This is a genomic window from Paraburkholderia sp. CNPSo 3076, from assembly GCF_026343935.1.
In the GTDB taxonomy this organism is placed as follows: Bacteria; Pseudomonadota; Gammaproteobacteria; order Burkholderiales; family Burkholderiaceae; genus Paraburkholderia; species Paraburkholderia nodosa.
In genome coordinates, this window is record NZ_JAPMAL010000015.1 from 24193 (window position 1) to 49374 (window position 25182).

At 67.0% G+C, this 25182-nt stretch carries 19 protein-coding genes and 2 pseudogenes; 1 reads left to right on the plus strand and 20 read right to left on the minus strand.

The genetic code is table 11. The features are described 5' to 3' along the window. Positions 1-100: 100 nt before the first annotated feature. The 20 genes and pseudogenes from M3A49_RS18260 to flhD all read right to left on the minus strand — a co-directional run bounded on the left by M3A49_RS18260 (position 101) and on the right by flhD (position 23337). A complete protein-coding gene (locus M3A49_RS18260; protein ID WP_254344869.1) occupies positions 101-832 on the minus strand; it encodes an RNA polymerase sigma factor FliA in 732 nt (243 codons plus the stop codon). 359 nt (positions 833-1191) lie between these two features. Continuing rightward, positions 1192-1974 (minus strand): annotated as a pseudogene (locus M3A49_RS18265) (MinD/ParA family protein); the annotation flags it as partial. Further along, a complete protein-coding gene (gene flhF / locus M3A49_RS18270) occupies positions 1967-4081 on the minus strand; it encodes a flagellar biosynthesis protein FlhF (RefSeq protein WP_266229986.1) in 2115 nt (704 codons plus the stop codon). The pseudogene M3A49_RS18265 and the gene flhF, both read right to left, overlap by 8 nt. A 298-nt stretch (positions 4082-4379) precedes the next feature. Continuing rightward, positions 4380-6479 (minus strand): flagellar biosynthesis protein FlhA, encoded by a 2100-nt coding sequence (gene flhA / locus M3A49_RS18275; RefSeq protein WP_266229987.1) that lies wholly within the window; start codon positions 6477-6479, stop codon positions 4380-4382. A gap of 131 nt (positions 6480-6610) precedes the next feature. Beyond that, positions 6611-7816 (minus strand): annotated as a pseudogene (flhB, locus tag M3A49_RS18280) (flagellar biosynthesis protein FlhB); the annotation flags it as partial. 241 nt (positions 7817-8057) lie between these two features. Next, a complete protein-coding gene (locus M3A49_RS18285; protein ID WP_266230171.1) occupies positions 8058-9308 on the minus strand; it encodes a DUF3443 domain-containing protein in 1251 nt (416 codons plus the stop codon). 55 nt (positions 9309-9363) lie between these two features. Further along, positions 9364-9864: a DUF2844 domain-containing protein gene (locus M3A49_RS18290; protein WP_266230173.1), complete on the minus strand. Its 501-nt coding sequence runs from the start codon at positions 9862-9864 to the stop codon at positions 9364-9366. Positions 9865-10175: 311 nt separating this feature from the next. Continuing rightward, positions 10176-10832 carry a protein phosphatase CheZ gene (gene cheZ / locus M3A49_RS18295; RefSeq protein ID WP_051481355.1) on the minus strand — a complete coding sequence of 219 codons (657 nt, stop codon included), beginning with the start codon at positions 10830-10832 and terminating at the stop codon, positions 10176-10178. A 130-nt stretch (positions 10833-10962) separates the two neighbouring features. After that, on the minus strand, positions 10963-11358 hold the full coding sequence (gene cheY / locus M3A49_RS18300; RefSeq protein WP_028203354.1) for a chemotaxis response regulator CheY: 396 nt from the start codon (positions 11356-11358) through the stop codon (positions 10963-10965). 130 nt (positions 11359-11488) lie between these two features. Continuing rightward, positions 11489-12547, minus strand: coding sequence for a protein-glutamate methylesterase/protein-glutamine glutaminase (locus M3A49_RS18305; RefSeq protein ID WP_375542628.1), 1059 nt, complete (start codon positions 12545-12547; stop codon positions 11489-11491). Between the two features lie 59 nt (positions 12548-12606). Next, positions 12607-13467 (minus strand): chemoreceptor glutamine deamidase CheD, encoded by an 861-nt coding sequence (gene cheD / locus M3A49_RS18310; RefSeq protein ID WP_266229990.1) that lies wholly within the window; start codon positions 13465-13467, stop codon positions 12607-12609. Then, entirely contained in the window at positions 13464-14411 is a 948-nt protein-coding gene (locus tag M3A49_RS18315; RefSeq protein WP_266229991.1) for a CheR family methyltransferase, read from the minus strand. The genes cheD and M3A49_RS18315 overlap by 4 nt, the downstream gene beginning before the upstream one ends. Positions 14412-14639: 228 nt before the next feature. Next, the gene (locus M3A49_RS18320) at positions 14640-16499 is read right to left on the minus strand and encodes a methyl-accepting chemotaxis protein (RefSeq protein ID WP_266229992.1); all 1860 of its coding nucleotides are present in this window, start codon (positions 16497-16499) and stop codon (positions 14640-14642) included. A 203-nt stretch (positions 16500-16702) separates the two neighbouring features. Then, complete coding sequence (cheW, locus tag M3A49_RS18325) at positions 16703-17239, minus strand: chemotaxis protein CheW (protein WP_028203349.1); 537 nt, start codon at positions 17237-17239, stop codon at positions 16703-16705. Between the two features lie 57 nt (positions 17240-17296). After that, a complete protein-coding gene (gene cheA, locus M3A49_RS18330) occupies positions 17297-19585 on the minus strand; it encodes a chemotaxis protein CheA (protein WP_266229995.1) in 2289 nt (762 codons plus the stop codon). A 57-nt stretch (positions 19586-19642) separates the two neighbouring features. Further along, complete coding sequence (locus tag M3A49_RS18335; protein ID WP_028203347.1) at positions 19643-20017, minus strand: response regulator; 375 nt, start codon at positions 20015-20017, stop codon at positions 19643-19645. Between the two features lie 13 nt (positions 20018-20030). After that, positions 20031-21107, minus strand: coding sequence for a flagellar motor protein MotB (motB, locus tag M3A49_RS18340; protein WP_266229996.1), 1077 nt, complete (start codon positions 21105-21107; stop codon positions 20031-20033). A gap of 10 nt (positions 21108-21117) precedes the next feature. Continuing rightward, on the minus strand, positions 21118-21978 hold the full coding sequence (motA, locus tag M3A49_RS18345; RefSeq protein WP_028203346.1) for a flagellar motor stator protein MotA: 861 nt from the start codon (positions 21976-21978) through the stop codon (positions 21118-21120). 392 nt (positions 21979-22370) lie between these two features. Continuing rightward, positions 22371-22913 (minus strand): flagellar transcriptional regulator FlhC, encoded by a 543-nt coding sequence (gene flhC, locus M3A49_RS18350; RefSeq protein WP_266229999.1) that lies wholly within the window; start codon positions 22911-22913, stop codon positions 22371-22373. A 106-nt stretch (positions 22914-23019) separates the two neighbouring features. Further along, positions 23020-23337: a flagellar transcriptional regulator FlhD gene (gene flhD, locus M3A49_RS18355; RefSeq protein ID WP_028203344.1), complete on the minus strand. Its 318-nt coding sequence runs from the start codon at positions 23335-23337 to the stop codon at positions 23020-23022. 595 nt (positions 23338-23932) lie between these two features. Here flhD and M3A49_RS18360 point away from each other — a divergent pair. Next, on the plus strand, positions 23933-24997 hold the full coding sequence (locus tag M3A49_RS18360; protein ID WP_266230000.1) for a glycosyltransferase family 4 protein: 1065 nt from the start codon (positions 23933-23935) through the stop codon (positions 24995-24997). Positions 24998-25182: the final 185 nt, after the last annotated feature.

Genomic DNA, 25182 nt, shown 5'->3' on the forward strand with positions numbered 1-25182 from the left:
GCGCGAGTCCACTGCACCGACAAAAAGCCGGAGGGCTCACGCACTCCGGCTCTTTCACCGCACCAGCCCGCGCCGGCAGCCGCGCAGACCGTCTACCGCCTCAATTCTCCTGGCCGGCCCACGACATCTCGCGCAGCCGCGTGCGCAAGCGCGCCACCGCCTGGCTGTGCAGCTGGCACACGCGCGACTCGCTCACCTCCATCACCGCGCCGATTTCGCGCAGGTTCATGCCGCGCTCGTAATAGAGCGACATGAGCAGCTTCTCGCGCTCGGGCAGCCGCTCGATCGCCTCGACGAGCGCGCCGCGCAGGCTGCCGTCGAGCAGCGCCGAAAGCGGGTCCGAATGATCGACGCAGTAGCGGTCGAGGAACGGTTCGTCCTCGGCGGAGCGGTCGAAGTCTTCGTAGTAGATGAGCTGGCTGCCGTGCAGTTCCTGCAGCATGCTCTGATACTCGTCGAGCGGCATGCTCAGATGCTCGGCGATCTCCGTCTCGCTCGCCGAGCGCCCGAGCCGCTGCTCCACCTTGTGCACCGCGCTTTCCACTTCGCGCGAGGTGCGGCGCAGGCTGCGCGGCAGCCAGTCGTTGCTGCGCAGCTCGTCGAGCATCGCGCCGCGAATGCGCTGGCTCGCATAGGTCTCGAACTGCGCACCCTGATCTTCCTTGTAGCGGTTGGCCGCGTCGAGCAGGCCGATCATGCCGGCCTGGATCAGGTCGTCGAGGTCCACGCTCGCCGGCATCTTGGCGACGAGCTGCAAGCCAAGCCGCCGGACGAGCGGCGCGTACTTCGCAAGCACGTCGGCCTGCGAAATCTTTCCTTGAGCGTTATACATCGTGCTCTCCACTTCTCATCTCCCCTATTGGCGTCGTCGTGCGCACGTCAGACGTGCTGCGGCGACGTCCGCTGCGCGGGCGTATCGGTGCGCCAGCCCACATGGGACGGCGCGGACGCGGATGTTGCGTTGGGTGCGGGATGCACACCCGTCACGACCGCAACGAACGAATCGGCGTTCGCGGCGAGCGTGCTGTGTGCGGCGTTTGTTGCTTGCGTAGCGTGGGGCTGGACGCCGGCTTGCGGCGCGCCGTCCAGATCGTCGGCGGGTGCTTGGGCCGCCGCTTCATGTTCTTCGTCCGTCGCGCCGAATAACGCTGCGCTGGCGCGCGCCGTGGCCGGCGAGCACGCCGAGACCGCGGGTCGCATCGGCCAGTGCGGCAATTCGGCGGCCACGTGGCGGAAATCGCGCGCGGCGGCCGTCGACGGAAACGCATCGACGATGCAGCGCGCGAGCCTGAGCGCCTGCGCCATGTGCTGATCGGCGGCGACGCTTCCGGCGCTGTCGAGCGACACGCTCAGGTAGCGGCTCGCCACCCCCGCGAGGTTCTCGATCGCGGCCTGCGCGTCGCTTGCGTTCGCCACATGATTCGCGAGCACGCGGAACTGCGCGATCGCATGCGCGAAGTGCAGCCGTTTCATGCACGCGTAGGCGTCCGTGATCGACTGCGCACCGATGCGCATCACGATCAGCACGTCGTGCGCGTGCATGGCGAGCGGCGAAAGCGCGCCTTCGGCGTCGAGCTGCGCGTCGATCAAGACAATGTCCGCGGGACCCGAAATGACCTTCTGCAGCTGCGCGGCCGTGTACTGCGCACGGTTGTCGCGCGAGGCGGCCAGCACGCCGAAGCCGAGCGCATGGCGGCCCACGGCTTCCTCGAGCGTGCGCTCGCCGCGCATGACGGCGGCGAAGTTGCCTGCGCCGCGCACGCCGCCCACCAGCGCACAGACCGAGCGGGGTCCCAGGCACTCGTCGATCACGAGCACGTCCTTGCCCTGCGCGGTGAGCGCCGCGGCGAGATTGACCACCGTGGTCGTGCGCCCGGGCGAACCTGCACCGCCCGTCACCGCGACCACGCGCGAGCCTTCGCGCGCGAGAAGCCGCCGCAGCCCTTCGGCCTGATCGATTACGAACTTATCCAAACCTGACCTCGTGAGCCTGCGAATTCGAACGCGTCGAGAGTGCCGACAGCAGCGCCGGGATATCGTCTTCGTGCGGCACGAACGGCGAACTCTCTCGCGGAATGCAGAAAGCGCTGCGGATCAGGAAGCGGCGCGTCGCCACGTAAAGGTTCTCGGGGACCTTCTGGCCCGTGGAGACGTAATGCACCGGCAGCTTGTAGCGCAGCACGGTGTCGAGCGCGCTGCCGAGGTTGGTCGCTTCGTCGAGCTTGGTGAGGATGCAGCCCGTGAGCGGCGCGTCGTCCGGACCGCTCTGGTAGGCCTGCACGACTTCGTTGAGCGTGTCGCCGTGGTTGGTCGCCGAGAGCAGCAACAGGCGCTGCACCGGGCGGCCCGCGCCGCACAGCATGGCGATCTGGTCGGCCACGGCGCGGTCGCGCTGGCTCATGCCGATCGTGTCGATCAGCACGATGTGCTTGTTCTTGAGTTCGGTGAGCGCGAGCTGGAGGTCCGCGCCGTCGCGCACCGCGTGCACCGAAACGCCGAGGATCTTGCCGAAGATGCGCAGTTGCTCGTGGCCGCCGATACGGTAGCTGTCGGTGGTGAGCAGCGCCACCTTGCTCGCGCCGAAGCGCATCACGCAGCGCGCGGCGAGCTTCGCCGTGGTCGTGGTCTTGCCCACGCCCGTCGGGCCCATCAGCGCGAACACGCCGCCGCGCTCCATGAGCGCTTCTTCGTCTTCGAGCACGGGCAGGTTCGATTCGAGCACCGACTGGAGCCACTCCATGCCGGCCTCTTCGGTCTGCACGTCGGGCAGGCGGTCGATCATCATCTTCACGAGCTGCGCCGAGAAGCCCGCGGCGAACAGCTGCTTGGTGAGCGCGCCCTGCACCGGGCTGCGGCGCTGGCGCTCGCCCCACAGGAGGCCCGCGAACTGCTCTTCCATCATGCCGCGCATGGAGGCGAGCTCGTTCATCACGGTTTCGTTGACGACCTGCTCGATGCGCGCGCGAATCGCTTCGCTGACGGTTTGCGCCGCGTTGGCGCCATCGGCGCCCTGCGCATTGCGGTTGCCGGGCGCGGGGCCGGCGGCTTCCGGACCGTGGCCGAGACGCTGCGCGGCGCGGCGCGCGGCGACATGCGCGGCCTCGAGCGCCCAGTCGGGCGTGCTGGCATCGACGTCGTGCGGCAGCACCGGGTCGGCGACGCTGCCAAGACCGCGCGCGGCGGCGGCAGCGGGCGTCATGCCCGGCACGCGCGGCGCGTTCTGCTGGTTCGCGATGCGGCGGGCGTGGTCGATCAGCCAGGGGTTCGTCTCGGCCATCGTGCGCGGCGCATCGCCCGCCGGCGCGGCGGCGGCCTGCTCGAGCCGCGCTGCGGCTTCGCGTGCGGCGGCCTGGGCGCTCGCGTTCGCGGCCGGCGCCGTGGACGCAAACGATGGCGCAAAGGCCGGCGCGGCGAGCGACTCGGTCGCGGCCTGCAGCGCCATTTGCAGCGGCGAATGCGGATGCGGAACAGCTTGTTGCGATTGCGCGGCCTGCATCGCGGATTGCAGCGTCGGCGGCATCGCCGATTGCGCGGCCTGCTGGCCCGCTGCCGCACGTGAGGAAGGCGACGAAGCCGAAAGCGGCGCGAGGGCGGCGGACGCGGCCGCTGCTTCCTTGCCGAGCGAGACGGCGGTGTCGGCGGCGTGGTCGCCGTCGGCATCGGCGTCGGCGCTCGCGCCGCCATTTTCGACGCCCACTTCCGGGCTCGCGCCGAACACCGAGGAGAACACATCCGGCATGCCGCTCGCGTAGGGGTTCGCACTGCCGATCGGGGCGGCGAGCGCCGCGGGGGCGGCGCCAGGCGCGGTGCGCGGCGCGCGCGACATTTGCGTCATGGCGGCGGAGGGCTGTGCGAACGGGGCGCCTTGGCCACCCTGAGCCACGAGGCCGCCCAGGCCTTGCGCCGCGGCAGCATCGGCCGGCGCGATCGCCGCGAGATCGCGGTCCGCGAGCGCGACGATTTCGACGCTGCCGTCGTCGAGCGTGCGGTTCGACAGGACGACGGCGTCCGCACCCAACGCTTCGCGTACGAGCCGTAACGCGTCGCGGCTGGTGCCACCGATGAATTTGCGAATGTTCAAGCTAAGCCCCTGATGAGGTGAGCGGCCAATGCCGCCGCCGGTCGTCTGTTGCTGGAATGGCGCTGGATTGCTGCCGGCCTGCCGTCCTGTGCAAGGCCTTTTCCGATGTTGGAATTATTTCGAAGGTGAGCCCCCCATGATCGATGGATCAAGGCGGAGAAATGCGGGCAATTCGCGGAATCGGTGGCGGAGGGAGGCGGGCGGGGAAAAATTGCGCGCGGGAAGGCTCGCACGCGCCTCGGCTAATGAAAAAGCCCGCAAAAAGCGGGCTTCTTCTCATTCAGACGCGGCAGCGCGATCAATGCGCCCCAATCACGTTCACCACCTTCACGTTGCGCGTATCCGGCACCTCGGCATACGACAGCACCTTGAGCTGCGGCAGGCTGCGGCGCAGGAAGCGTGACAGCATGGGCCGCAGCGCATGCTGCACGAGCATCACCGGCGCGAGACCCAGTGCCTGCTGACGCCCCATCGCCTGCTCCGTCTGAGTGAGCAGCGTATGCGCGAGCCCCGGTTCGAGGCCGGGGTTCGGGCCCGAGGTGAGCGTCTGCGACAGCACGCGCTCGAGGTTCGCGTCGAGGCCCATCACCTGCATGTCGGCGTTGCCGGGGAACCATTGCTGCGTGATCGCGCGGCCGAGCGCGATGCGCACCGCCGCGGTCAGATCGTGTGCGTCGGTGATGCGCGGCGTGTGCTCCGCGAGCGATTCCATGATCGTGCGCATGTCGCGGATCGGCACGCCCTCTTCCAGCAGGTTCTGCAGCACCTTCTGCAGCGTCGTGACCGGCAGCACCTTCGGCACGAGGTCGTCCACGAGCGAAGGCGTGTCCTTCTGCACGCGCTCGAGCAGCGCCTGCACTTCGCGGCGCCCGAGCAGCTCGGCCGCGTGCATGACGACGAGGTGATTCAGGTGCGTCGCCACCACCGTGCTCGAATCGACCACCGTGTAGCCGAACACCTGCGCCTGCTCGCGCACGTTCGAATCGATCCACACGGCGGGCAGGCCGAACGCCGGGTCCGTGGTCGGCGTGCCGGGCAGCACCGCGCTCACCTGGCCCGGGTTGATCGCGAGCCACTGTCCCGGGTAGGCCTCGCCCGTGCCCACTTCCACGCCCTTCAACGCAATGCGGTAGGCGTTCGGGCGCAGCTCCAGGTTGTCACGAATATGGATGACGGGCGGCAAGAAGCCGATTTCCTGCGCGAACTTCTTGCGGATGCTCTTGATGCGCTTGAGCAGCTCGCCGTCGGTGTTCTTGTCGACGAGCGGAATGATGCGGTAGCCCACTTCGAGGCCGAGCGTGTCGATGAGCGCGACGTCGTCCCAGGTCGCCTCGGTGTTTTCGACGGGCGTAAGCGCGGCCGGCGCGGCGTCGGCGATCACGGCGCTCGCCTTCTTCGCCGCGGCGTTCTTCTTCAACGTGCGGCCAAGCTGGATCGAGCCGCCGCCGAGCAGCAGAAACGCGAAGTGCGGCATGCCCGGAATCAGGCCCATCATGACGATGATCGTGCCCGTGATCATGAGCACGCGCGGGTTCGTGAAGAGCTGGCCGGTGAGCTGCGTGCCGATGTCTTCGTTGGTCGCCACGCGCGAGACGATCACGCCGGCCGCCGTCGAGATGACGAGCGACGGAATCTGCGCGACGAGGCCGTCGCCGATGGTGAGCAGCGTGTAGGTCTCGCCCGCCGAGGCGAGCGGCATGCCGTGCTGCACGACGCCCACGATCAGGCCGCCCACGATGTTGATCACCATGATCAGCAGGCCGGCGATGGCGTCGCCGCGCACGAACTTGCTCGCACCGTCCATCGAGCCGTAGAACTCGGCTTCCTGGGCAATCTCGCTGCGGCGCTTGCGGGCCGCGTCTTCGTTGATGAGGCCCGCGTTCAGGTCGGCGTCGATCGCCATCTGCTTGCCGGGCATCGCGTCGAGCGTGAAGCGCGCGGAGACTTCGGCGATACGGCCCGCGCCCTTCGTGATCACCATGAAGTTGATGACCATGAGGATCACGAACACCACGATACCGACGGCGAAGTTGCCGCCCACGAGGAAGTGCCCGAACGACTCGATCACCTGGCCAGCTGCCCCCGGGCCGGTGTGGCCCTCGAGCAGCACGATACGCGTGGAGGCCACGTTCAGCGAGAGCCGCAGGAGCGTGGAGAACAGCAGCACGCTCGGGAACGCCGCGAAGTCGAGCGGCTTCATGGTGTACATGCTGACGAGCAGCACCATCACCGAAAGCGCGATGTTGAAGGTGAACAGCAGATCCAGCAGGAACGGCGGCAACGGCAGGATCATCATGCCGAGGATCATGCAGATCAGGATCGGTCCCGCCAGCGCGCGCAGATTCGTGCTTTGCAGCATCTCCGGGCGCCGCGCGAGGAAACCGGTGCGGGCGTTCATTCTGTTGCTCCTTCAGTGCCGTCGCGCGCCGGGTTTGTATCGGCGCGGCCAGCGGTGTTCGATGCGTTGTTTGCGTTCGCCGCGTTCGCCGCGTTCGCCGCGTTCGTGGAATTTGCCGCGTTCGCGCGACTGGCGGCCTCGGCGGCCGCGCGCTCCTCGGGTGTGAGCGCTTCGTCGGCTTCGCTGGCTTCGTCTTCGCCGCTCATCGCGCCCTTGTCCATTTCGGGTGGCACGTCGAGGTCGGTCGGCTCCATCGGCACGTCGCCGCCATGCTCGCGAAAGCGCTTGAGCTGATAGACCCACGCGAGCACCTGGGCGACCGCGCCGTAGAGCGGCCCCGGAATTTCGCGGTTGAGGTCGACGTTGTAATAGAGCGCACGGGCGAGCGGCGGCGCTTCGAGCAGGGGCACGTTGTTCTCGGCCGCGATCTCGCGGATGCGTGCGGCCACGAGGTTCACGCCCTTGGCGACGACCTTCGGCGCGCGCATCTCGCCATCGGCGTACTTGAGCGCGACGGCGAAGTGCGTCGGGTTGGTCACGACCACGTCGGCCTTGGGCACCTGGGTCATCATGCGGCGGCGCGCGGCGGCGCGCTGCTGCTGGCGAATACGCCCCTTCACGTGCGGATCGCCTTCGTTTTCCTTGTGCTCGCGCTTCACTTCTTCCTTGGTCATGCGCAGCTTGCGGTAGTACGACCAGAGCTGGTACGGCACGTCGAGCGCGGCGACCACGAACATGCCGGCGACCGTCATGCCGCAGCACACACCGATCAGATGCATCGCGTCGGCGAACGCGCGCGGCGCGGGCTGCATGGCGAGCCCGAGGATCTCGTCGCGCCGGCTCCATAGCGCCCAGCCGCCGATCACGCCCACCACGAGCGTCTTGGCGAGCGACATGCCGAGCTGGATCGGCCCGTTCACGGAGAAGATCCGCCCCAGGCCCGACATCGGATTGAGGCGGCCGAAGTTCGGCTGAAGCGCCTTCGTCGAGATGAGCCAGCCGCCGAGCGCCATCGGCGCGAGCAGGGCGGCGAGCCCCGTGAGCGCGAGCACCGGCATGAGCGCCATGAGCCCCTCGCGCGCGGCGACGCCGGCGCCGATGAGCATGCGGCTTGTTTCGAACGCCCCCGCGTGATTGAACGTGAACGCGCCGCGCATCATGGCCTGCAGATGCTCGCCGATCGTGCCGGAGAGCATCCACGTGCCATAGAAGCCCGCCGAGAGCAGCGCGAACGTCGCCAGCTCCCGGGAACGCGGAACCTGCCCCTCCTCCCGCGCCTTTTCGAGGCGCTTGGGAGTGGCGGATTCGGTTTTCTCGAGGTCGCTGTCCTCAGCCACGCATGCTCCGGTCGCGGGCACGCGCCGCTCGTCGCGGCTGCGCGGCTGGCGCGCGCCCTTTTTCAGTGACAGCGATTATTGCCGCCGGAGCCAAGCAGCGATTGACGGAGTAGGACGGGGAAATCAGGGTATTTCGGCCGATGGAACCGGGGCGGCATCACCGGCGAACGCCGGCGCGCGATGCGCGCACGCGCTCGCGGGCCGCAAACTTCACGGCGAACGCCCCCGGGCGCCTGCAATTTCAGAACGCGACGTAGGGCGCCTTGCCCCCGGACGCGGTCATGTCCATGCCGTAGTAGACGTAGCGGCCGTAGAAGAACGACAACCCCAGGTCGAGCGCCGCCGCCGAGCCGAACTGCCCTGCCAGGTTGTTGGCCGCATAGTTCGCGCCGCTGCCGAGCAATGCGTTCCCGTTCGCAACATTGAAGCTCGCGGTGCCGGTCGTTGCGCCGTTATTGGAAACGAGCGCCGCGCTGAAGGATTGCGTCGACGTTGGGCAATAGAACGTGCCGAGATTGCCGCCGCACTGCGGCAGGGCGCTGTCGACGAAGAAGATCGCGTTCGAACCCGAGTCGAGGAAGGTCTGGAGCGTGCGCCCGTTGAACGTAGAGCTGAGCCTGCCCCACGAGTCCGTGTTGAAGGTTTGCGAGGCCGTCATCGCGTTGTTCGACTGCGTGCCGATGCCGAACACGAGCGTGCCCGTCGCGCTGGGCGCGCCACTATCGGACACGGGCGCCATCTCGAGGATCACGCCGTTGCCGTCCGTGCCGAATTTGGGCACGGGGTTGGCCACCAGCTGGGTTTGCGTGACCGTTGCGGTGACGCAGTTCGTGTTGCCGGGGCAGGAGTAATACGTGCCGATGTTGTCATAAGGCGCGACGCCGATCCCGAGAATGCCGTTCGCGCCCAGGTCCTGCACCGTGTTCTGCGCGTTGCCAAAGCCCGAGCACGCCGTCGGCACCGTGTTTGAGGCCAGGTCGCCGATCACCTGGAACGGAATATTGGAGGCCGTCTCGCCGCCGATCTTGACGTCGGCAGGACGCACGGTGCCCCACGTGTAACCGTCGGCGAAGGCCGTGCATTCGGCGAGCGTGCCGCCGTTGGCCGTGGCGGTGGGCAGCGAGTTCAGCAGGTTCGGCAGCGCCGACGCGAGCAGACGCAGGCCGAACGACGCCGTATCCACCTGAACGTTGTCGACGGTCTCGCAGGTGCCCGTGCCGGCCACGCAAATCGTCACGCTGACGGTGGGAATGTTGGGCAGCGTGCCGGTCAGTCCGCGGTTCACGACGACGCCCACGGTGTTCGCGGCGGTAGCCGCAGTGGGCTGCTGCGTGGGACTGGGAACCGTTGAGCTGCCGCTGCCATTGCTGCCGCTCGAACTGCTGCTACTACTGCTACCGCTGCTGCCGCCCCCGCCTCCGCAGGCGGCGACGAGCGAAACCAGGGCAACGAGCGCGGCGCCCGAAAGAAACCGGAAAGGGCGCAGCCACAAGCTGCGCGAATGGCGTGAAGTCAGCACTGAAGTCAGCACGTTCGGCCTCCGCTCGTCACTGGATATCGGAGGCGCTGACGCCCGCAGGCAGCGCCTGCGGCAGCCATGCCTGACCGGAGAAGGCGCCCATGTGGCCGCCCGAATGCACGACGACGTTAGAATTTTCGACCACGCCCGGCCCGCGCACGCGACCGGCGGCGTGGCTCGCCTTCACGCCGGCTGTGTATTGGGGAAAGTAACTGCCCAGCAGCGTGGCGAGATTGGGCATCTGCGGGCCGTCCCAGGCCACGCCGAATACGGTGCCGGCCTGCGTGAGGTACTCGCGCACAACGGTGCCGTTGGCGAGCGTGGTCTGCTGAACGGTGTAGGCGGGAGTCGAGGAAGCGCCAGAAGCCGCGCCTTGCACCGCTGCGCGCGCAACGGCCGAGGCGTTGCCGGCCGCGGCTGCCGCCGAAGCGGCGCTCAGGGTGCTGACGCTCGCGCCCGCCGGCGTGGACATGGGCGCGCCGCCGAGCGCGGCGTGAGCCGCAGGCCCCGCGAGCAGTGTGCAAAGCAGGGAACCGAGAAGCGCCGCGGCGGGCGCGCGGCAGGGTGCGGCGCGGCGCGCAAACGAGCGCGCCGCCTTGCCACAGAACGATGTGTATGGATACAAGGCGTCCCCTCCCTCTTGCGATGGCGCGTTGCACCATACGCTGTCGGGGCCGCGCAGGAACGTTGCGGCGGGACACAGCAGGACGGGCAACGGCTGGCTATGCTTCGTGCCCCACCGCGACGCTCGCCGCGGTGGGGCACAAAGGCATGAGCACTAGTATGCCCGCCTTGGACTACATGCGGCAGCTAACCGAACGGTTAGCTGCATGTTAAGGGTCAGAACCCGAGACTTGCGAGCAGATCGTCGACCTGCGCCTGGTCCTGCACGACGTCGGTCTTGCCTTCCGGATTGATCTGCGGCCCGTTGAGCAGGCCTTCGGGACTGCCCGTGCTGCTCTGGGTCTCCGCGAGCGCCGCCGCCGTTGCCGCGAACTGCTCACGCCGCTCCGGCGCGATGTTCTCGACCAGCACGGTAAGCAACTGCTGCTCGATCAGATAGACCACGTCCATGATCTTCTTGATCACCTGGCCCGTCAGGTCCTGGAAGTCCTGAGCGAGCATGATCTCGAGCAACTGCTGGTTGGTCGCCGCGGTGGCTTGCGGCACGCCATCCACAAAGGCGCGCGTGTCGTCCATCAGCTGGCGCACTTCCTCGCGGCCGATCGGCGCGTCGTACCAGGTCGCCCAGCGGCTCGTCAGTTCCTTCGCGTCGCGTTCGAGCGTTTCCTGCAGCGGCTTGGCGATGTCGATCGCGGTCAGCACGCGCTCGGCGGCCTGCTCGGTCATGTTCGCGACATAGCGCAGCCGGTCGCGCGCGTCGGGCACCGCCTCGGCGGCGCGCTCGACATGCTTGTCGAGGCCGAGTTCGCGCATCGAGTCGCGCAGGCTGCGCGTCAGATGTCCGATGCGGGCGAGGATGCGGTCCGTCGCCAGCTCGCCGGCCTCGCCCGCGGCGGGCGGCGCGAAGTCGAACTCGGGAGGCTGCGGGAGCGGCTCGACGCCCTCGCCTTCCGGCCACTCACCGCAATGAGCGCCGGACTGCTCACTGATGGGCTCGTTCACGTCAGCTCCCCGTCTTGGCCATCTTCTCGAGAATCTTGTTGAGCTTCTCGTCGAGCGTGGCAGCCGTGAACGGCTTCACCACATAGCCGCTCGCGCCAGCCTGCGCCGCCGCGATGATGTTCTCCTTCTTCGACTCGGCCGTCACCATCAGCACCGGCAGGTGCGTCAGGTTCGCGTCGGCGCGGATCTCCTTGAGCATGGCGAGACCGTCGAGGTTCGGCATGTTCCAGTCGGAGATCACGAACTCGTAGTTGCCGCCGCGCAGGCGGGCAAGGCCCGCTGCACCGTCTTCGGCTTCGTCGACGTTCGAGTAGCCCAGTTCCTTGAGCAGGTTGCGGACAATCCGGCGCATCGTCGGAAAATCGTCCACCACCAGAATCTTCATTCCCTTATCCATCACGTTCCATTCCTCCAGGCGAAAACCCGGGCAATTATCCAGAGAAGCGCACTGCCTATCCAGATAAATTAATCGCGAGCGATCGTGCAAGCGTTTGCGGCCCGCATGATCTCTCTATATCGGCAATTTATTAGACGCGCTGAACCCGGTCGCCCATCGAGGCGAGTCGGGTCATCACGCGCCGGCTCATGTCTGAGAGCGAGGCGATCTCGTCGGCACCGCCCATGGCAATGGCTTCGCGCGGCATGCCGAACACGATGCAGCTCGCCTCGTCCTGCGCGAGCGTGTACGCACCGGCCTGGCGCATTTCGAGCAGCCCGGCTGCGCCGTCGCGGCCCATGCCCGTGAGAATCACGCCGATGGCGTTCTTGCCCGCGTGCAGCGCCGCCGAACGAAACAGCACATCGACCGACGGACGGTGCCGGTTGACCGGCGGGTCGTCGGACAGATGCGCGATGTAGTTGGCGCCACTGCGTGCGAGCAAGAGGTGTGCGTGGCCCGGCGCGATGTAGGCGTGGCCGGGCAGCACGCGTTCGCCGTGCTCCGCTTCCTTGACGGTGATGCGGCACAGCCCGTTCAGGCGCTGTGCGAACGACTTCGTGAAACCGGGCGGCATGTGCTGCGCGATCAGCACCGCGGGCGCGTCGGGCGGCAGCGGCTGCAGCACTTCGCGGATCGCCTCGGTGCCGCCCGTCGACGCGCCGACGATCACGAGCTTCTCGGTCGAGACGAGCGGGTTGTTGATCATCGGCGCCGGGCTCGCGGCGTGCGCAGCGGCGTGGCCGTGCGCGTGCGCTGCCGCGCCGGCGGGCGCAGCAGACGGAGCATGGTGCGCACGCACGCGGGCGCGCGCGGCGGCGCGCACCTTGTCGGCGAGCTTTTCCGAGTATTCGAGCATGCCGTCGCGAATGCCGACCTTCGGCTTCGTCACGAAGTCGACGGCGCCCAGTTCCAGCGCGCGCAGCGTGATTTCGTTGCCACGCTCGGTGAGCGACGACACCATCACGACCGGCATGGGCCGCAGGCGCATCAACTTCTCGAGGAAGTCGAGGCCGTCCATGCGCGGCATTTCCACGTCGAGCGTGAGCACGTCGGGATTGTGCTGCTTGATCAGCTCGCGCGCGACGAGCGGATCCGGCGCGGTGGCGACGACCGTCATATCGGGCTGACTGTTGATGATTTCCGTCATCAAACTGCGAATCAGCGCCGAATCGTCGACGCAGAGTACCTTGATTTTTTGCACAGCGTTCACGCCTCCTCTACTGTCCTGGCGTTGTCTTGACCGGATGCGCGCAGCGCGGACGACACGCTCGAGCCGAACAGCTCGATGCGAGGGCGCGCGCCCTGCGGCTGGGATTGGGAATTCTGGGGCGTATGAGCTGCCGCATTGGCCGCCGCATTGGCCGCCGCGTTCGCCGCCGCATTTGCAACATGAGCCGGCGCCGTGGCGCCCGGACCCGCGCGCCCGGCGCCGCCGACGCCGAACAGCTCGACGCGCGCCCGCGCTCGCGCGAGTCGTTCGGCGCGCGCTTCGGGGGTTTGCGCGGCGAGCTGCTGCTCGCGCTCGGCCACGCTCGTGTCCTGCGAGAGACGCAGCTTCTTGACCATCACCTGGCCCGTGCGCGGCAGGAACGCCACCTTGCGCGGATGCGAGCCTTGCAGGTCCTCGGCCACGATGCGGATGTTCTCGGTCGCGAGATAGCGACGCACGAACACGGCATTGCGGTCGCCGATGTTCATCGTCGTCATGCCCGCGAGCACCGCCGCGCCGCCGAACACCTTGGCCTCGAAGCGCTCACGCCGGCCGCCCGCCTTGATCAGCTCGTTGATGAGCACTTCCATCGCGTAGGCGCCGTAGCGCATCGCGTCGGAAGCGCCAGTGAGCGCGTGGGCGGAGTCCGCGCCGTCGTCGGGGAGCATGAAGTGGTTCATGCCGCCGATGCCGGCGGTGCGGTCCTGAATGCAGGCCGCGACGCACGAGCCGAGCACGGTGACGAGCACCATGTCCTCGCCCGTCGTGTAGAACTCGTTGGGCAGCAGCTTGACGCCGGGGCGCTGGAAATGCGTGTCGAAATAGCGGTTCGTCGCGATCGGGAGGCTGGCGCTCATGCGGGCACTCCGATTGCGTCGTTCGCGCGGCGCGGCGCGGCACTGGCCGCGGCGCCGCGCGTGAGTTCGTACACCGTCTGGCCGCGCAGACGGAACGCCTGCGTGACGTAGGTGAAATTCTCCGAATGGCCCGCGAACAGCAGGCCGTCCGGCTTCATGAGCGGCTCGAAGCGCGTGAGGACCTGCGCCTGGGTCGGCTTGTCGAAATAGATCATCACGTTGCGGCAGAAGATCGCGTCGAACGTCGTGCGCAAGCCGTAGTCCGCGTCGGTGAGATTGAGCTGCTCGAACTTGATCATCGCGCGCAACTCGGGGCGCACCTTCACGAGCCCCGAGTGCGAGCCGGTGCCCTTGAAGAAGAAGCGCTTCAGACGCTCCGGCGACAGGTGCTTGACCTGGTCGAACGAGTAGACGCCCGCGTCGGCCTTGGCGAGCACCTGGGTGTCGAGGTCGGTGGCGAGCACGCGCGCCTCGCGCGCCGCGCGGTCTCCAAGCGCTTCGACGAGCGTCATCGCGATCGAGTACGGCTCTTCGCCCGTGGAGGCCGCCGAACACCACACCGAAACCGGCTGCGCACCTGCCCCCCCCGCGCGGCGCTTCACGAAATCCGCGAGGATGGGGAAGTGATGCGCCTCGCGGAAAAACGCCGTGAGGTTCGTGGTGAGCGCGTTCGTGAACGCTTCCCACTCGGCCGTGTCGTTGCGCGCTTCGAGCTGGTCGAGGTACTCGCGAAAACTGTCGAGGCCGAGCGTGCGCAGGCGCCGGGCCAGCCGGCTGTACGCCATGTCGCGCTTGTGGTCCGAGAGCGAGATGCCCGCGCGGCGGTGAATGAGCGCGCGAATGCGCTCGAAGTCCGCCGAGGTGAAATCGAAATCGCGGTTGCTCTCGACGCCCGAACCGCCCGGCTCGCCGGCGTCCTGGCGCGTATTTCGCAGCGCTTTCATGCTGATGCTCCTTCGCATTGCGCGCCGCCCACTGCATGGGATACCGCGGCGCAGGACTGCTGCGCGCCGCGCCGGCCCGGTTGCAATGCGTGCGGCGCATGGGCGGCCTGCGCAGCGCGCGCGGGCCGTGGGGCCCGGCGCGGCAGGTCTTGCCGTTGTGTAGCGCTCATGTGCATTGCAGTTGCTCGTCGTGTTCAGTACTTCACTACTCTTCCATGCCGCGTTCGATCAGAACGTTTCCCAGTCCGAATCGCCCGAAGCGGATGCCGCCGTACTCGCGTACGTCTCGGCGCGCGCAGGCGCGGCCGGTTTCGCTGCCGGCTTTGCCGACACCTTGTTTGCCGACTGCGCTGCCGGTTGTGCCGCGGGCCTGGCCGTTGGCTTCGCGGGGTCCGCCGTTGCCGCCGCCGTTGCGACTGACGCCGTCGCGGCCTTCGTCCCCGCCGAAGCCGAAGACGGCGTCGTGCGTTTCGCGGCAACCGGCGCCGCCGGCATCACACGCGCCGGACTTGCACCCACGCTGCGCGCCGGCGCGCCGCCCGTCGTCCACGTGCCGAGCACGTTCTGCAGCTGGCGCGTCTGCTCCTCGAGCGATGCCGCCGCCGCGGCCGCCTGCTCCACCAGCGCCGCGTTCTGCTGCGTGACGGTGTCCATCTGCGTGACGGCGCGGTTGACCTGCTCGATGCCGCCCGACTGCTCCTCGGATGCCGCGCTGATCTCACCCATGATGTCGGTCACGCGACGCACGGCCTGAAGGATTTCTTCCATCGTCGTGCCTGCGCGGCCCACGAGCTGCGAGCCGCTTTGCACTTTCTCGGCCGAGTCGTTGATGAGTTCGTTGATTTCCTTCGCCGCGCTGGCGCTGCGCTGCGCGAGGCTGCGCACTTCGCCCGCCACCACCGCGAAGCCGCGGCCCTGCTCGCCCGCGCGCGCCGCTTCCACGGCCGCGTTGAGCGCGAGAATGTTGGTCTGGAACGCGATGCCTTCGATCACGCTGATGATGTCCACGACCTTCGCCGAACTCACCGCGATGCCCTGCATCGTGTTCACGACTTCACCCACCACCTCGCCGCCGCGCGTCGCGATGTCGGAGGCGTTGACGGCCAGCTGGCTCGCCTGGCGCGCGTTCTCGGCGTTCTGGCGCACGGTGCCGGTGAGCTGCTCCATGCTCGACGCCGTTTCCTGCAGCGAAGCGGCCTGCTGCTCGGTGCGCTGCGAGAGATCGGTGTTGCCCATGGCGATCTCGCGTGCGCCGACGTCGATCGAGCTTGCGCCCGTATGCACCGCGCTCACCAGCGTGATGAGGCTTTCCTGCATGCGCTTGATGCCGCTGAACAGACGCCCGATCTCGTTGTCGCTATAGACCGTGACCGGCTGCGAGAGATCGCCGTGGGCGATGCGCTCGAAGCACGCCACCGCGTCCTCGAGCGGCTGCACGATGAGGCCGCGCATGGCGAAGCGGATCGCCACCACGAGCACGAGCGCCACGGTGATCACCACGCCGATCGCGATGCGCATCACGGCGATCTTGTCGTGCGCGCCGACCTCGCGCGCCTGTGCGCTGTCTTGCAGCGCCTGCGCGAGCGGCCCGGCGACGTTGTCGTAGTCGACGAACATCGGGCTGATCTTCGTGTCGGCGATGGCGTGATAGGCCGGTTGATCGTTTGCGCGCAGGGCCGCGAATTCGGGCTGCACGCCGTCCTGCATGAGCGTGGCGCGTTTGGCCGCGAGCGCGTCGAGCGTGGCGGCGTCGAGGCCGCTCTTCGGCGCGTTCTGGAAGGCCTGCCAGGCTTCGTTGGATTTGCCGAGCAATTCCTGGGCGCGATCGATCACCTTCTTCGCATCGTCGGCCTGGCCTGCTGCCGTGAGCGCGCTGGCGCGGTCGATCGCGACGCGCGTACGCAGCAGATACGACGACGCGTCGTTCAGCGCATGCATCGCCACGAGATCGCCTCGCACGATCTCGGTGAATGCATCGCTCGCACGCCCGAGCGCGACGAGCCCGAGTGCGCCGACCAGCACGGTCAGCGCAACCAGAATGACCCCAACGCCCGTGAGCGTCGTGCGGATCGACCACTTTTGCAGCATCTCGTTTGCTCCTGTGCTGTGCGAATCGGGGCGGGCTATGCGGGCGGGCGCGGGCGGCCAGTTGCGGCCAGCAAGACGCGGCGACGCCCGGGACCCTGTACGAAGCGCGCGCGAAAACGAAGGCGGCTTGCCGCTTCTTGACGGCGGCTTATCCGCTCTCTCTCACGCTGGCCTCGCGGCCCCCCGGTTTAACTCTCGGCGCGTTAGACCAGCGCCTCGATCAGAGCCATTTCGCGGCTCGTCATCAGTTTTTCGATGTCCATCAGGATCAGCATGCGGCCTTCGACGGTGCCGAGGCCCGTGAGGTACTCGGTCGTGAGCGTCGCGCCGAATTCGGGCGCAGGCATGATCTGCTCCATCTGCAGCGTGAGCACGTCCGAGACGCCGTCCACCACCATGCCGACCACGCGATGCGCGACGTTCAGGATGATGACGACCGTCTGGTGGTCGTACTCGACGCGGCCCAGATGGAACTTGATGCGCATGTCGACGATCGGCACGATGATGCCGCGCAGGTTGATCACACCCTTGATGAAGTCGGGCGCGTTCGCGATGCGCGTCACGCTGTCGTAGCCGCGGATTTCCTGCACCTTCAGGATGTCGATGCCGTACTCTTCCGCGCCGAGGGTGAAGACGAGGAATTCCTGGCCGCCTGCGTCGGCCTGCAGCGCGTCGCGGCGTTGCGCGCCGGCAATCGCGCCGTGCGCGCCGTTGCCTTGAATCGATTGGACTTCTGCCACGTTAGCCCCTGAACGGTTGGGAGATGATTGGTTGAGTGCGTCCGGACTTCATAACGATTACGCGAATTCGGCGAACGCACCCGAATTTGCGCTGGCGCTCACGCCATGCGTGGCGCGCGTCTCGCGATTGAGCGCGGCCACGTCGACGATCAGCGCGACGCTGCCGTCGCCGAGAATGGTCGCCGCCGAAATGCCGTGCACCTTGCGGTAGTTCGTTTCGAGGTTCTTCACCACGACCTGCTGCTGGCCGACCAGCTCGTCAATCAGCATGGCGAAGCGACGGCCCTCGGTTTCCATGATCGTGACGATGCCCTGCGTCGGGTCCGTGCGCGCGCCTTCGACGTTGAATGCCCGGTGCAGCGCCACGAGCGGGAGATACTCGCCGCGCACGCGCACCACGCGGTCGCCGTTGGTGACCGTGTAGATGTCTTCGTGGCGCGGCTGCAGGGACTCCATCACGAAGTTCAGCGGCAGGATGAAGATCTCGCTGCCCACCTTCACCGACATGCCGTCGAGTATCGCCAGCGTGAGCGGCAACACGATGCGCGTGGTGCTGCCCTTGCCCGCGTGCGAGGTGATTTCCACGTGGCCGCCCATCGCCTGGATATTGCGCTTGACCACGTCCATGCCCACGCCGCGGCCCGACACGTCGGTCACCTGCTCGGCGGTCGAGAAGCCCGGCAGGAAAATGAGGTTCCAGACCTCGTCGTCGGACATGCTGTCGCTCACCTGCATGCCCTGCTTGATCGCCTTGGCGAGAATCTTGTCGCGGCGCAGGCCAGCGCCGTCGTCGCTCACCTCGATCACGATGTTGCCGCCGTGGTGCGCGGCGGACAGCACGAGCTGGCCCGTGGCGTCCTTGCCCGCGGCGCGGCGCGCTTCCACGGTTTCGATGCCGTGGTCGAGCGAGTTGCGCACGAGGTGGGTGAGCGGGTCGATGATGCGCTCGATGAGGCTCTTGTCGAGTTCGGTCGCCTGACCGAAGGTGACAAGCTCGACTTCCTTCCCGAGCTTCGCCGCGAGGTCGCGCACGAGGCGCGGAAAGCGGCTGAAGACGTAGTCCATCGGCATCATGCGGATCGACATCACCGCTTCCTGCAGGTCGCGCGCGTTGCGCTCGAGCTGCGCCATGCCGTTGTAGAGGCGGTCGTGCAGCGCCGGGTCAAACGTGCTGGTGGTTTCCGCCAGCATGGCCTGCGTAATGACGAGTTCGCCAACGAGGTTGATCAGCTGGTCGACCTTTTCGACGCCCACGCGAATCGAGCTGCCTTCCGCCGAATTCGCGGCGGCGGCCGGACGCGCCTTGCGCTCGCCTTCGGCTTGCGCGGGCGCCGGCGCGCTCGCGGGCGGGCGCGGCATTTCGTGTTCGGCTTGCGCAGCGGGCGGCGGGGCCGGGATCACGGCGCTCGCCGCAGGGCCCGCTGCCACCGCTGCGGCGGGAGGCGCGGCCGGTGCCGGTGCAGCCGCAGGCGCTACGGCGGGTGCGGCCGCAGCCGGTTGCGCGTCGCCCTGCGGCGCAGCGCCCCGGCCGATCGAAATCTGTTTCTCGTCGATCACGAAGCAGCACACAGCGATGATGTCGTCGGCGGTCACATCGGTTTCGAGCCACAGCGTGAGGTCGTCGCCGGTCTTCACCTGACCGAGAATGCGGCCGAGGTTGCCGAGCTCTTCGACGAGCAGCTCCTGGTCCTTCGCGTCGACGGCGCGCAGCGTGACGCGCAGGTGCGGACCTTCCGCTGCGGCCGCAGCGCCGGCAGCGGGCGCCGCGGCTGCCGCATCGATCGCCTCGCTCACGACGTGCTCGGGCGCACCCGAGCCTGCCGCCGCCAGCGTGCTGTGCATTTCGAACGCGGCTTCGAGATCTTCTTCCGAATCGCCGGCGCTCGCCTGCGGGGCCGGCACGGGCGCGGGGGCCGGGGCCGGTGCGGGTTCAGGCGCGGACGCCGGTACGCCGCGGCTTTCCGCATAGAGGCGCTCGAGCTTCGTGCGCACGGCGTGCGCCGCTTGCGCGTCGGGCTCGGCGCTCGCGCGGTAGGCGCCGAGCTGGTCGGAAAGCACGTCCTTCGTTTCGAGGAACGTGTCGATCATGTCCTTGCGCAGCACCAGCTCGTTGTTGCGAGCACGGTCGAGCAGCGACTCGAGAATGTGGGTCGTCTCGGTCAAGGCCGTGAAGCCGAACGTCGCCGCGCCACCCTTGATCGAGTGCGCCGCGCGGAAGATCGCCGCCAGATCCTCGGGATCCGGGCGACCGACGTTCAGGTTCAGGAGAAGCTGCTCCATCTGCGCGAGCAGCTCGTCCGCCTCGTCGAAAAACGTCTGATAAAACTGAGTGATGTCGAGAGTCATTGCTCTTTCACCGCGTTAATTGCCTGGGGGGTGCCTGGTCGTTCGCCGCGCGGCACCTCAAGGGTGGGCCTCGCCGAGCGCGCTCGCCAGATCGACGAGCAGCTCGGGGTCCACCGGTTTTTCGATCCAGCCGGTCGCACCTGCGTCGCGTACGGCTGCCTTGAAGCCTTCGTCCGACTCCGTGGTCAGCACGAGGATGGGCGTTTCGAAGTACGAAGGATTCGCCCTCAATTGCTTGATCAGGTCGAGCCCGCCCATGCGCGGCATGTAAAGGTCGGTGAGCACGAGATCGAAGCGCTGGGCGAGCGCATGCTCGAGCCCTTCTTCGCCGTCGCCCGCCACCGTCACTTCGTAGCCTGCCGAGCCAAGCGCCGCACGCAGGATCTCCCGCATGGACACCGAATCGTCGATCGCCAGAATGTTCCTGATCATCCGTTCCTCGTTGTCATTGCGCTGCCGGCGCGACGGCGGGGGCAACCACCGGCACCGCCGGCGCCACCGTGGTTGCCACCTTCGGCGCGATCGCGACCGGCGCCGGCGCAGCCTTGCCCGGCACGTCGTCCGGCGTGAGCGCGGGCAGGCTTTTGCCCGAGCCCGCTGCGTCGTCAGAGAGCGTGGTGGTGGTCGAGTCGTCGTGCATGAGCGCGTCTTCGGACTTCTTGTTCAATACGATGATGCTGATGCGGCGGTTCTCCGGGTCGAGCGGATCGGCCTTGTTCAGGTTCTGCGTGGAAGCGAGACCGAGCACGCGCAAAACCTTCGATTCGTCCATGCCGCCCGCGATCAGCTCGCGGCGCGAGGCGTTCGCACGGTCGGCGGAAAGCTCCCAGTTGCTATAGCCCTTCTCGCCGCCCGCGTAGGGCACGGCGTCGGTGTGGCCTTGCACGACGATGCGGTTGGGCACGTCGTTGAGCGTCTTGCCGATCGCCTGCAGGATGTCGCGCATGTACGGCTCGACCACGTCGCGGGCCGTTGCGAACATCGGGCGCTTCTGCGAGTCGACGATCTCGATGCGCAGGCCCTGCAGCGTGGAATCGATGCGGATCTGCTGCTTGAACTGGCGCAGCACCGGATTCGCCTCGATCGCGGCCATCAGCTTCACCTGCAGGTCGTGCAGGCGCACCTGCTCCTTGCGTTCGAGCGAGCCTTCGAGCTGCTTCGTGGCGTCGTCGTCGTTGTGCTTCGACTGGTTGCGCTCCGAGCGCTCGGTCGCGCCGTCGGTGCGGCGCGTGATGCCCTGGTCCTGCGACGAGATGTCACGGCCACCGCCCTTCAGGATGCTCGAGTCTTCGGCGCTGCGGTCCCCGCCCCAGAGCGTGATCTTCAGCGGCTGGTTGAAGTAGTCGGCAATGCCGCGCAGCTGCACCGTCGACGCCGACGAGAGCAGCCACATCAGCAGGAAGAACGCCATCATCGCGGTCATGAAGTCCGCGTAGGCGAGCTTCCACGCGCCGCCATGATGGCCGGCCTTCTTCGGCGCGGCGCGCTTGACAACGATTGCGCGGTCCTTGTTGTTGCTCATGAGCCGTCCCTTACTTCGCCTTCACGCGGCGCACGTGCTCTTCGAGTTCCGTGAACGACGGACGCTCGGTCGAGAACAGCACCTTGCGGCCGAACTCCACGGCAATGGCCGGCGCGTAGCCGTTCAGACTCGCGAGGATCGTCACCTTGATGCACTGGAACATCTTGGTCGACTCGGTCACGCGCTGTTCCGCGAGGCTCGAGAGCGGGCCGATCAGGCCGTACGAAAGCAGAATGCCGAGGAAGGTGCCGACCAGCGCCTGGGCGATCATCTCGCCGAGGACCGCGGGCGGCTTGTCGGCGGACGCCATGGTGTGAACCACGCCCATCACCGCCGCGACGATACCGAACGCCGGCATCGCGTCGCCCACCTTCGCGAGCGCGTGAGCGGGCGCCTCGCCTTCGGCGTGGTGCGTTTCGATTTCCTCGTCCATCAGGCTTTCGATCTCGAAGGCGTTCATGTTGCCGCCCACCATGAGACGCAGGTAGTCGGTGAGGAATTCGACGATGTGGTGGTCGGCCAGGATCTTCGGATACTGCGTGAAGATCGGGCTCTTCTGCGGATCGTCGATATCCGCTTCGAGCGTGAGCGTGCCTTCCTTTCGCGCCTTCGCGAGCAGGACATAGAGCAGCGCGAGCAGCTCCATGTACACGTCCTTGTTGTATTTGGCGCCCTTGAACAGCGTGGGAAGCACGCGCAAGGTGGCCTTGATGGTCTTGATGCCGTTGCCGAGGATGAACGCGCCGACGCCAGCACCACCGATCATGAGCAGTTCCATCGGCTGCATGAGCGCGCCGAGATGGCCGCCCTCGAGTGCGTAGCCGCCGAAGACGCAAAGGATCGTCAAGAGGGTTCCAACGATAATCAGCACTGCCGGGTCCTCACTAGAAATGCGCCGCGAACCGCCGTCGGCCCGCGCCCTTAGCTGGGTTTACGGCAACGGCGCGAAAAACTTTGGGTTTGAGTGGGCGCGGATCGTAAGCCGGCCGGGCGTCTGCCGTCTGCTTGACATCGGCATGACGGATGAATCTGGGGCCGGTTCACAAAGCCGCACGGGAAGGGGTTGCGGTTCGTGCCTGTGACCGCGTTTAAGGATGCGGGCTTGCTGCGGCAGGCGCCGTCCGGTGGGGCCGCGCGGCCTTTGCGCCGAGGCGGGCCGGGTTTATCCGGAGTATCGGCCTGCACGGACGGCACCAAGCCGCATCAAGCCGCATCAAGCCGCGTCAAGGCGCGTCAAGGCGCATCAAGCCGCGTGGATCTGCCTCAAGCGGCGATCTGCGACGCAAGCGCGTTGCGCCGTGTGCGCCCCGCCCGCGAGGGCGGCTGGCACAGCCCGCAGACGAAGCCGCGTTGCGGGTCGTGCGCGTGCGCCACGTAGCGGCCGCCGCAGCGGCTGCACGGCGTCATCTGCAAGAGGCCCGAGGTGAAATAGCGCACGAGCGTCCAGGCGCGCGTGAGGCTCAGCGCGGGCGTTTCGTCGTGCAGCCGCAGGTGCTCGAGATAGAGCCGGTAGCTCTTCACGATCGCGTGGATCGGCTCGCAGCGCGCGTGGCGGCTCATGAACATGAACGTGTTGTAGAACAGCGAGGAATGGACGTTGGGCTGCCAGGTCATGAACCAGTCGGTCGAAAACGGCAGCATGCCCTTGGGCGGCGACTCGCCCTTCACTTCCTTGTAAAGCCGGATGAGCCGGTCGCGCGAGAGCGAGGTCTCCACTTCGAGCAGTTGCAGACGCGCGCCCAGCTCGATCAACTCGATCGCGAGCGCGATCTCCTTTACCTCCTTCACCACACTCTTTGTCGCCATAGACACCCGTTGGAAGCCGCAAAGGAATGCGCCTGGCCCCTGCCGCCGTTCGCGGGCAGCAAGGGGGCAATGCGCGGCCGCGCGCTGCGGCGCGGGGCGAAGCGGTTCAGCCGATCTGCTCGACGTCCTGGCCCGCCATGATGATCGCGGAGTGGGTCAGCGCGGTTTTGCCCTTGTCGGCAAGCGCGCTCAGGATGGCGTGGTCATCGAACCGGAAGCGGCAAAGCAGCTGGTTCGATGCGGCAAGGCGCACGGTCTGCGCGAAAGAGAGATTGGCAAGCACCTCGGCAGACTGCTCGGAGATGCCCATGCGGAACATGCCCGTCGGCTTGTCCTCGCGCAAAAGACGTTGCGCGAGCAACAGGTACGACAGGTTCACTTCCTTGATCTCATTGAGCATGTCGCTGTGCGTCGTCGCGCTCATGGATTCCCCCGAATCAAATCGCGGCGGCTGGTCAGACCGCCCGCGGAAAACGTTTGCTCGCCCAGATGCAACCCAAGTGCATCCGAACGGCCTGTTTATGGTCGTAGGTGCATTGTGGCTGGGGCGGGAACAAATGGATATCGGACGGATGCCGCGACGCGTTGCGAGAAAAACTCTCGCTAACGTGTAGGAATTTTTCTGACAATGAGGCGGGAGCGGCGGCGGGAGGCGGGGCGCGTCATCTCATGCGCATAAGCCGCGAAATTCTCCGTTGATTATAGGCTTTTTCATGGCTGCGTCACCCGTGCGTGCTACCTGCCTCATTCGCGACCTACGCGCCAACGTCTTTTGACCCTTGTGCGGACGCCCGGGCACGCGGATTGCGCAATGCGCGCCCAGGCCACGTCACGCTTTGCAATGGCCTCTTACACCTGCTGTATCCCGCTGTAACAACATTAAGCGTTTGCAAAACCGCGTGTATCGGGCCGCGAAATGGCCATAATCGGTCTCAGGGATAACCCGATACCGTTGTACCGCCGCAGTGCCGCATCACAGGTTCGTTGCACACGCGGCTTTTTGCCCAGGAGATCGAACAATGCGAATCGCACAAATTGCGCCACTTTATGAAGCCGTTCCGCCCAAGCTCTATGGCGGCACCGAGCGCGTCGTGTCCTACCTGACCGAAGCGCTGGTCGACCTCGGCCACGACGTGACGCTGTTCGCCAGCGGCGATTCGGTCACCTCGGCAAACCTCGAAGCCGCCTGGCCGCGCGCACTGCGTCTGGACCCGACGATCCGCGACGCGCTAGCCCCGCACATGGTGCTGCTCGAGCACGTGCGGCGCGTCGCGCACGAGTTCGACGTGCTGCACTTCCACCTCGACTATCTGCCGTTCCCGCTTTTCACGACTATGGACACGCCGTTCGTCACGACGCTCCACGGCCGCCTCGACCTGCCGGAGCTGCAACCGGTATTCGAGCAGTTCCCGAACGCACCGGTGATCTCGATTTCGGACTCGCAGCGCCAGTCGTTGCCGCAGGCTGCGTGGCAGAACACGATCTACCACGGACTGCCAAAGAACCTGCTCACGCCGCAGGCCGACCGCAAGCCCGAGTACCTCGCGTTCCTCGGCCGGATCTGCCCGGAAAAGCGCGTGGACACGGCGATCAAGATCGCCGCGCTCTCCGGCCTGCCGCTGAAGATCGCCGCCAAGGTCGACAAGGTCGACCAGGACTACTTCAAGACCGAGATCGAGCCGCTGCTTTCGCAGGCGCACGTGGAGTTCGTCGGCGAGATCAACGAAGAGCAGAAGCCCGCGTTCCTTTCGGGCGCGAAGGCGCTGCTGTTCCCGATTGACTGGTCCGAGCCGTTCGGCCTCGTGATGATCGAGGCGATGGCGTGCGGCACGCCGGTGATCGCGTTCAACCGCGGTTCGGTGCCGGAAGTGATCGACCCGGGCGTGACGGGCCATGTCGTCGAGGACGTACAAGGCGCCGTGGCCGCGCTTCAGAATATCGATTCGCTTTCGCGCGAGGCAATTCGCAATCAGTTCGAACACCGATTCACGTCGCACATCATGGCCGGCAATTATGTCGACACTTATACGGCGCTCATCGAAGCCGCACAGCGTCCGGTACTGCGTCGTGTCGCCGCCGGCTGAGTGCGAAGCATTCCAGGTTTCGCGATAAATCCAGACGAATGTACGGTGTGAATCGTTTGCGAGTCGTCGAATAGCGCCATTACGCGTTCATTACAGATGACGCACAAAAAGAGCCGCATGAATCATGCGGCTCTTTTATTGCATTTGCGGTTGCGCCGGTATGGCGGCCGGGCTGTTCCCCGGCG

Coding starts and splice junctions, on each gene's coding strand:
- flhD (WP_028203344.1), bottom strand. CDS start 23,337: ATGAGCGCGACGACGCACAGCGACATGCTCAATGAGATCAAGGAAGTG.
- cheY (WP_028203354.1), bottom strand. CDS start 11,358: ATGGATAAGGGAATGAAGATTCTGGTGGTGGACGATTTTCCGACGATG.
- flhC (WP_266229999.1), bottom strand. CDS start 22,913: ATGGCGACAAAGAGTGTGGTGAAGGAGGTAAAGGAGATCGCGCTCGCG.
- M3A49_RS18360 (WP_266230000.1), top strand. CDS start 23,933: ATGCGAATCGCACAAATTGCGCCACTTTATGAAGCCGTTCCGCCCAAG.
- M3A49_RS18335 (WP_028203347.1), bottom strand. CDS start 20,017: ATGATCAGGAACATTCTGGCGATCGACGATTCGGTGTCCATGCGGGAG.
- cheA (WP_266229995.1), bottom strand. CDS start 19,585: ATGACTCTCGACATCACTCAGTTTTATCAGACGTTTTTCGACGAGGCG.
- M3A49_RS18315 (WP_266229991.1), bottom strand. CDS start 14,411: ATGAAAGCGCTGCGAAATACGCGCCAGGACGCCGGCGAGCCGGGCGGT.
- M3A49_RS18320 (WP_266229992.1), bottom strand. CDS start 16,499: ATGCTGCAAAAGTGGTCGATCCGCACGACGCTCACGGGCGTTGGGGTC.
- M3A49_RS18305 (WP_375542628.1), bottom strand. CDS start 12,547: ATGACGGAAATCATCAACAGTCAGCCCGATATGACGGTCGTCGCCACC.
- M3A49_RS18260 (WP_254344869.1), bottom strand. CDS start 832: ATGTATAACGCTCAAGGAAAGATTTCGCAGGCCGACGTGCTTGCGAAG.
- motB (WP_266229996.1), bottom strand. CDS start 21,107: ATGAGCAACAACAAGGACCGCGCAATCGTTGTCAAGCGCGCCGCGCCG.
- flhA (WP_266229987.1), bottom strand. CDS start 6,479: ATGAACGCCCGCACCGGTTTCCTCGCGCGGCGCCCGGAGATGCTGCAA.
- cheD (WP_266229990.1), bottom strand. CDS start 13,467: ATGAGCGCCAGCCTCCCGATCGCGACGAACCGCTATTTCGACACGCAT.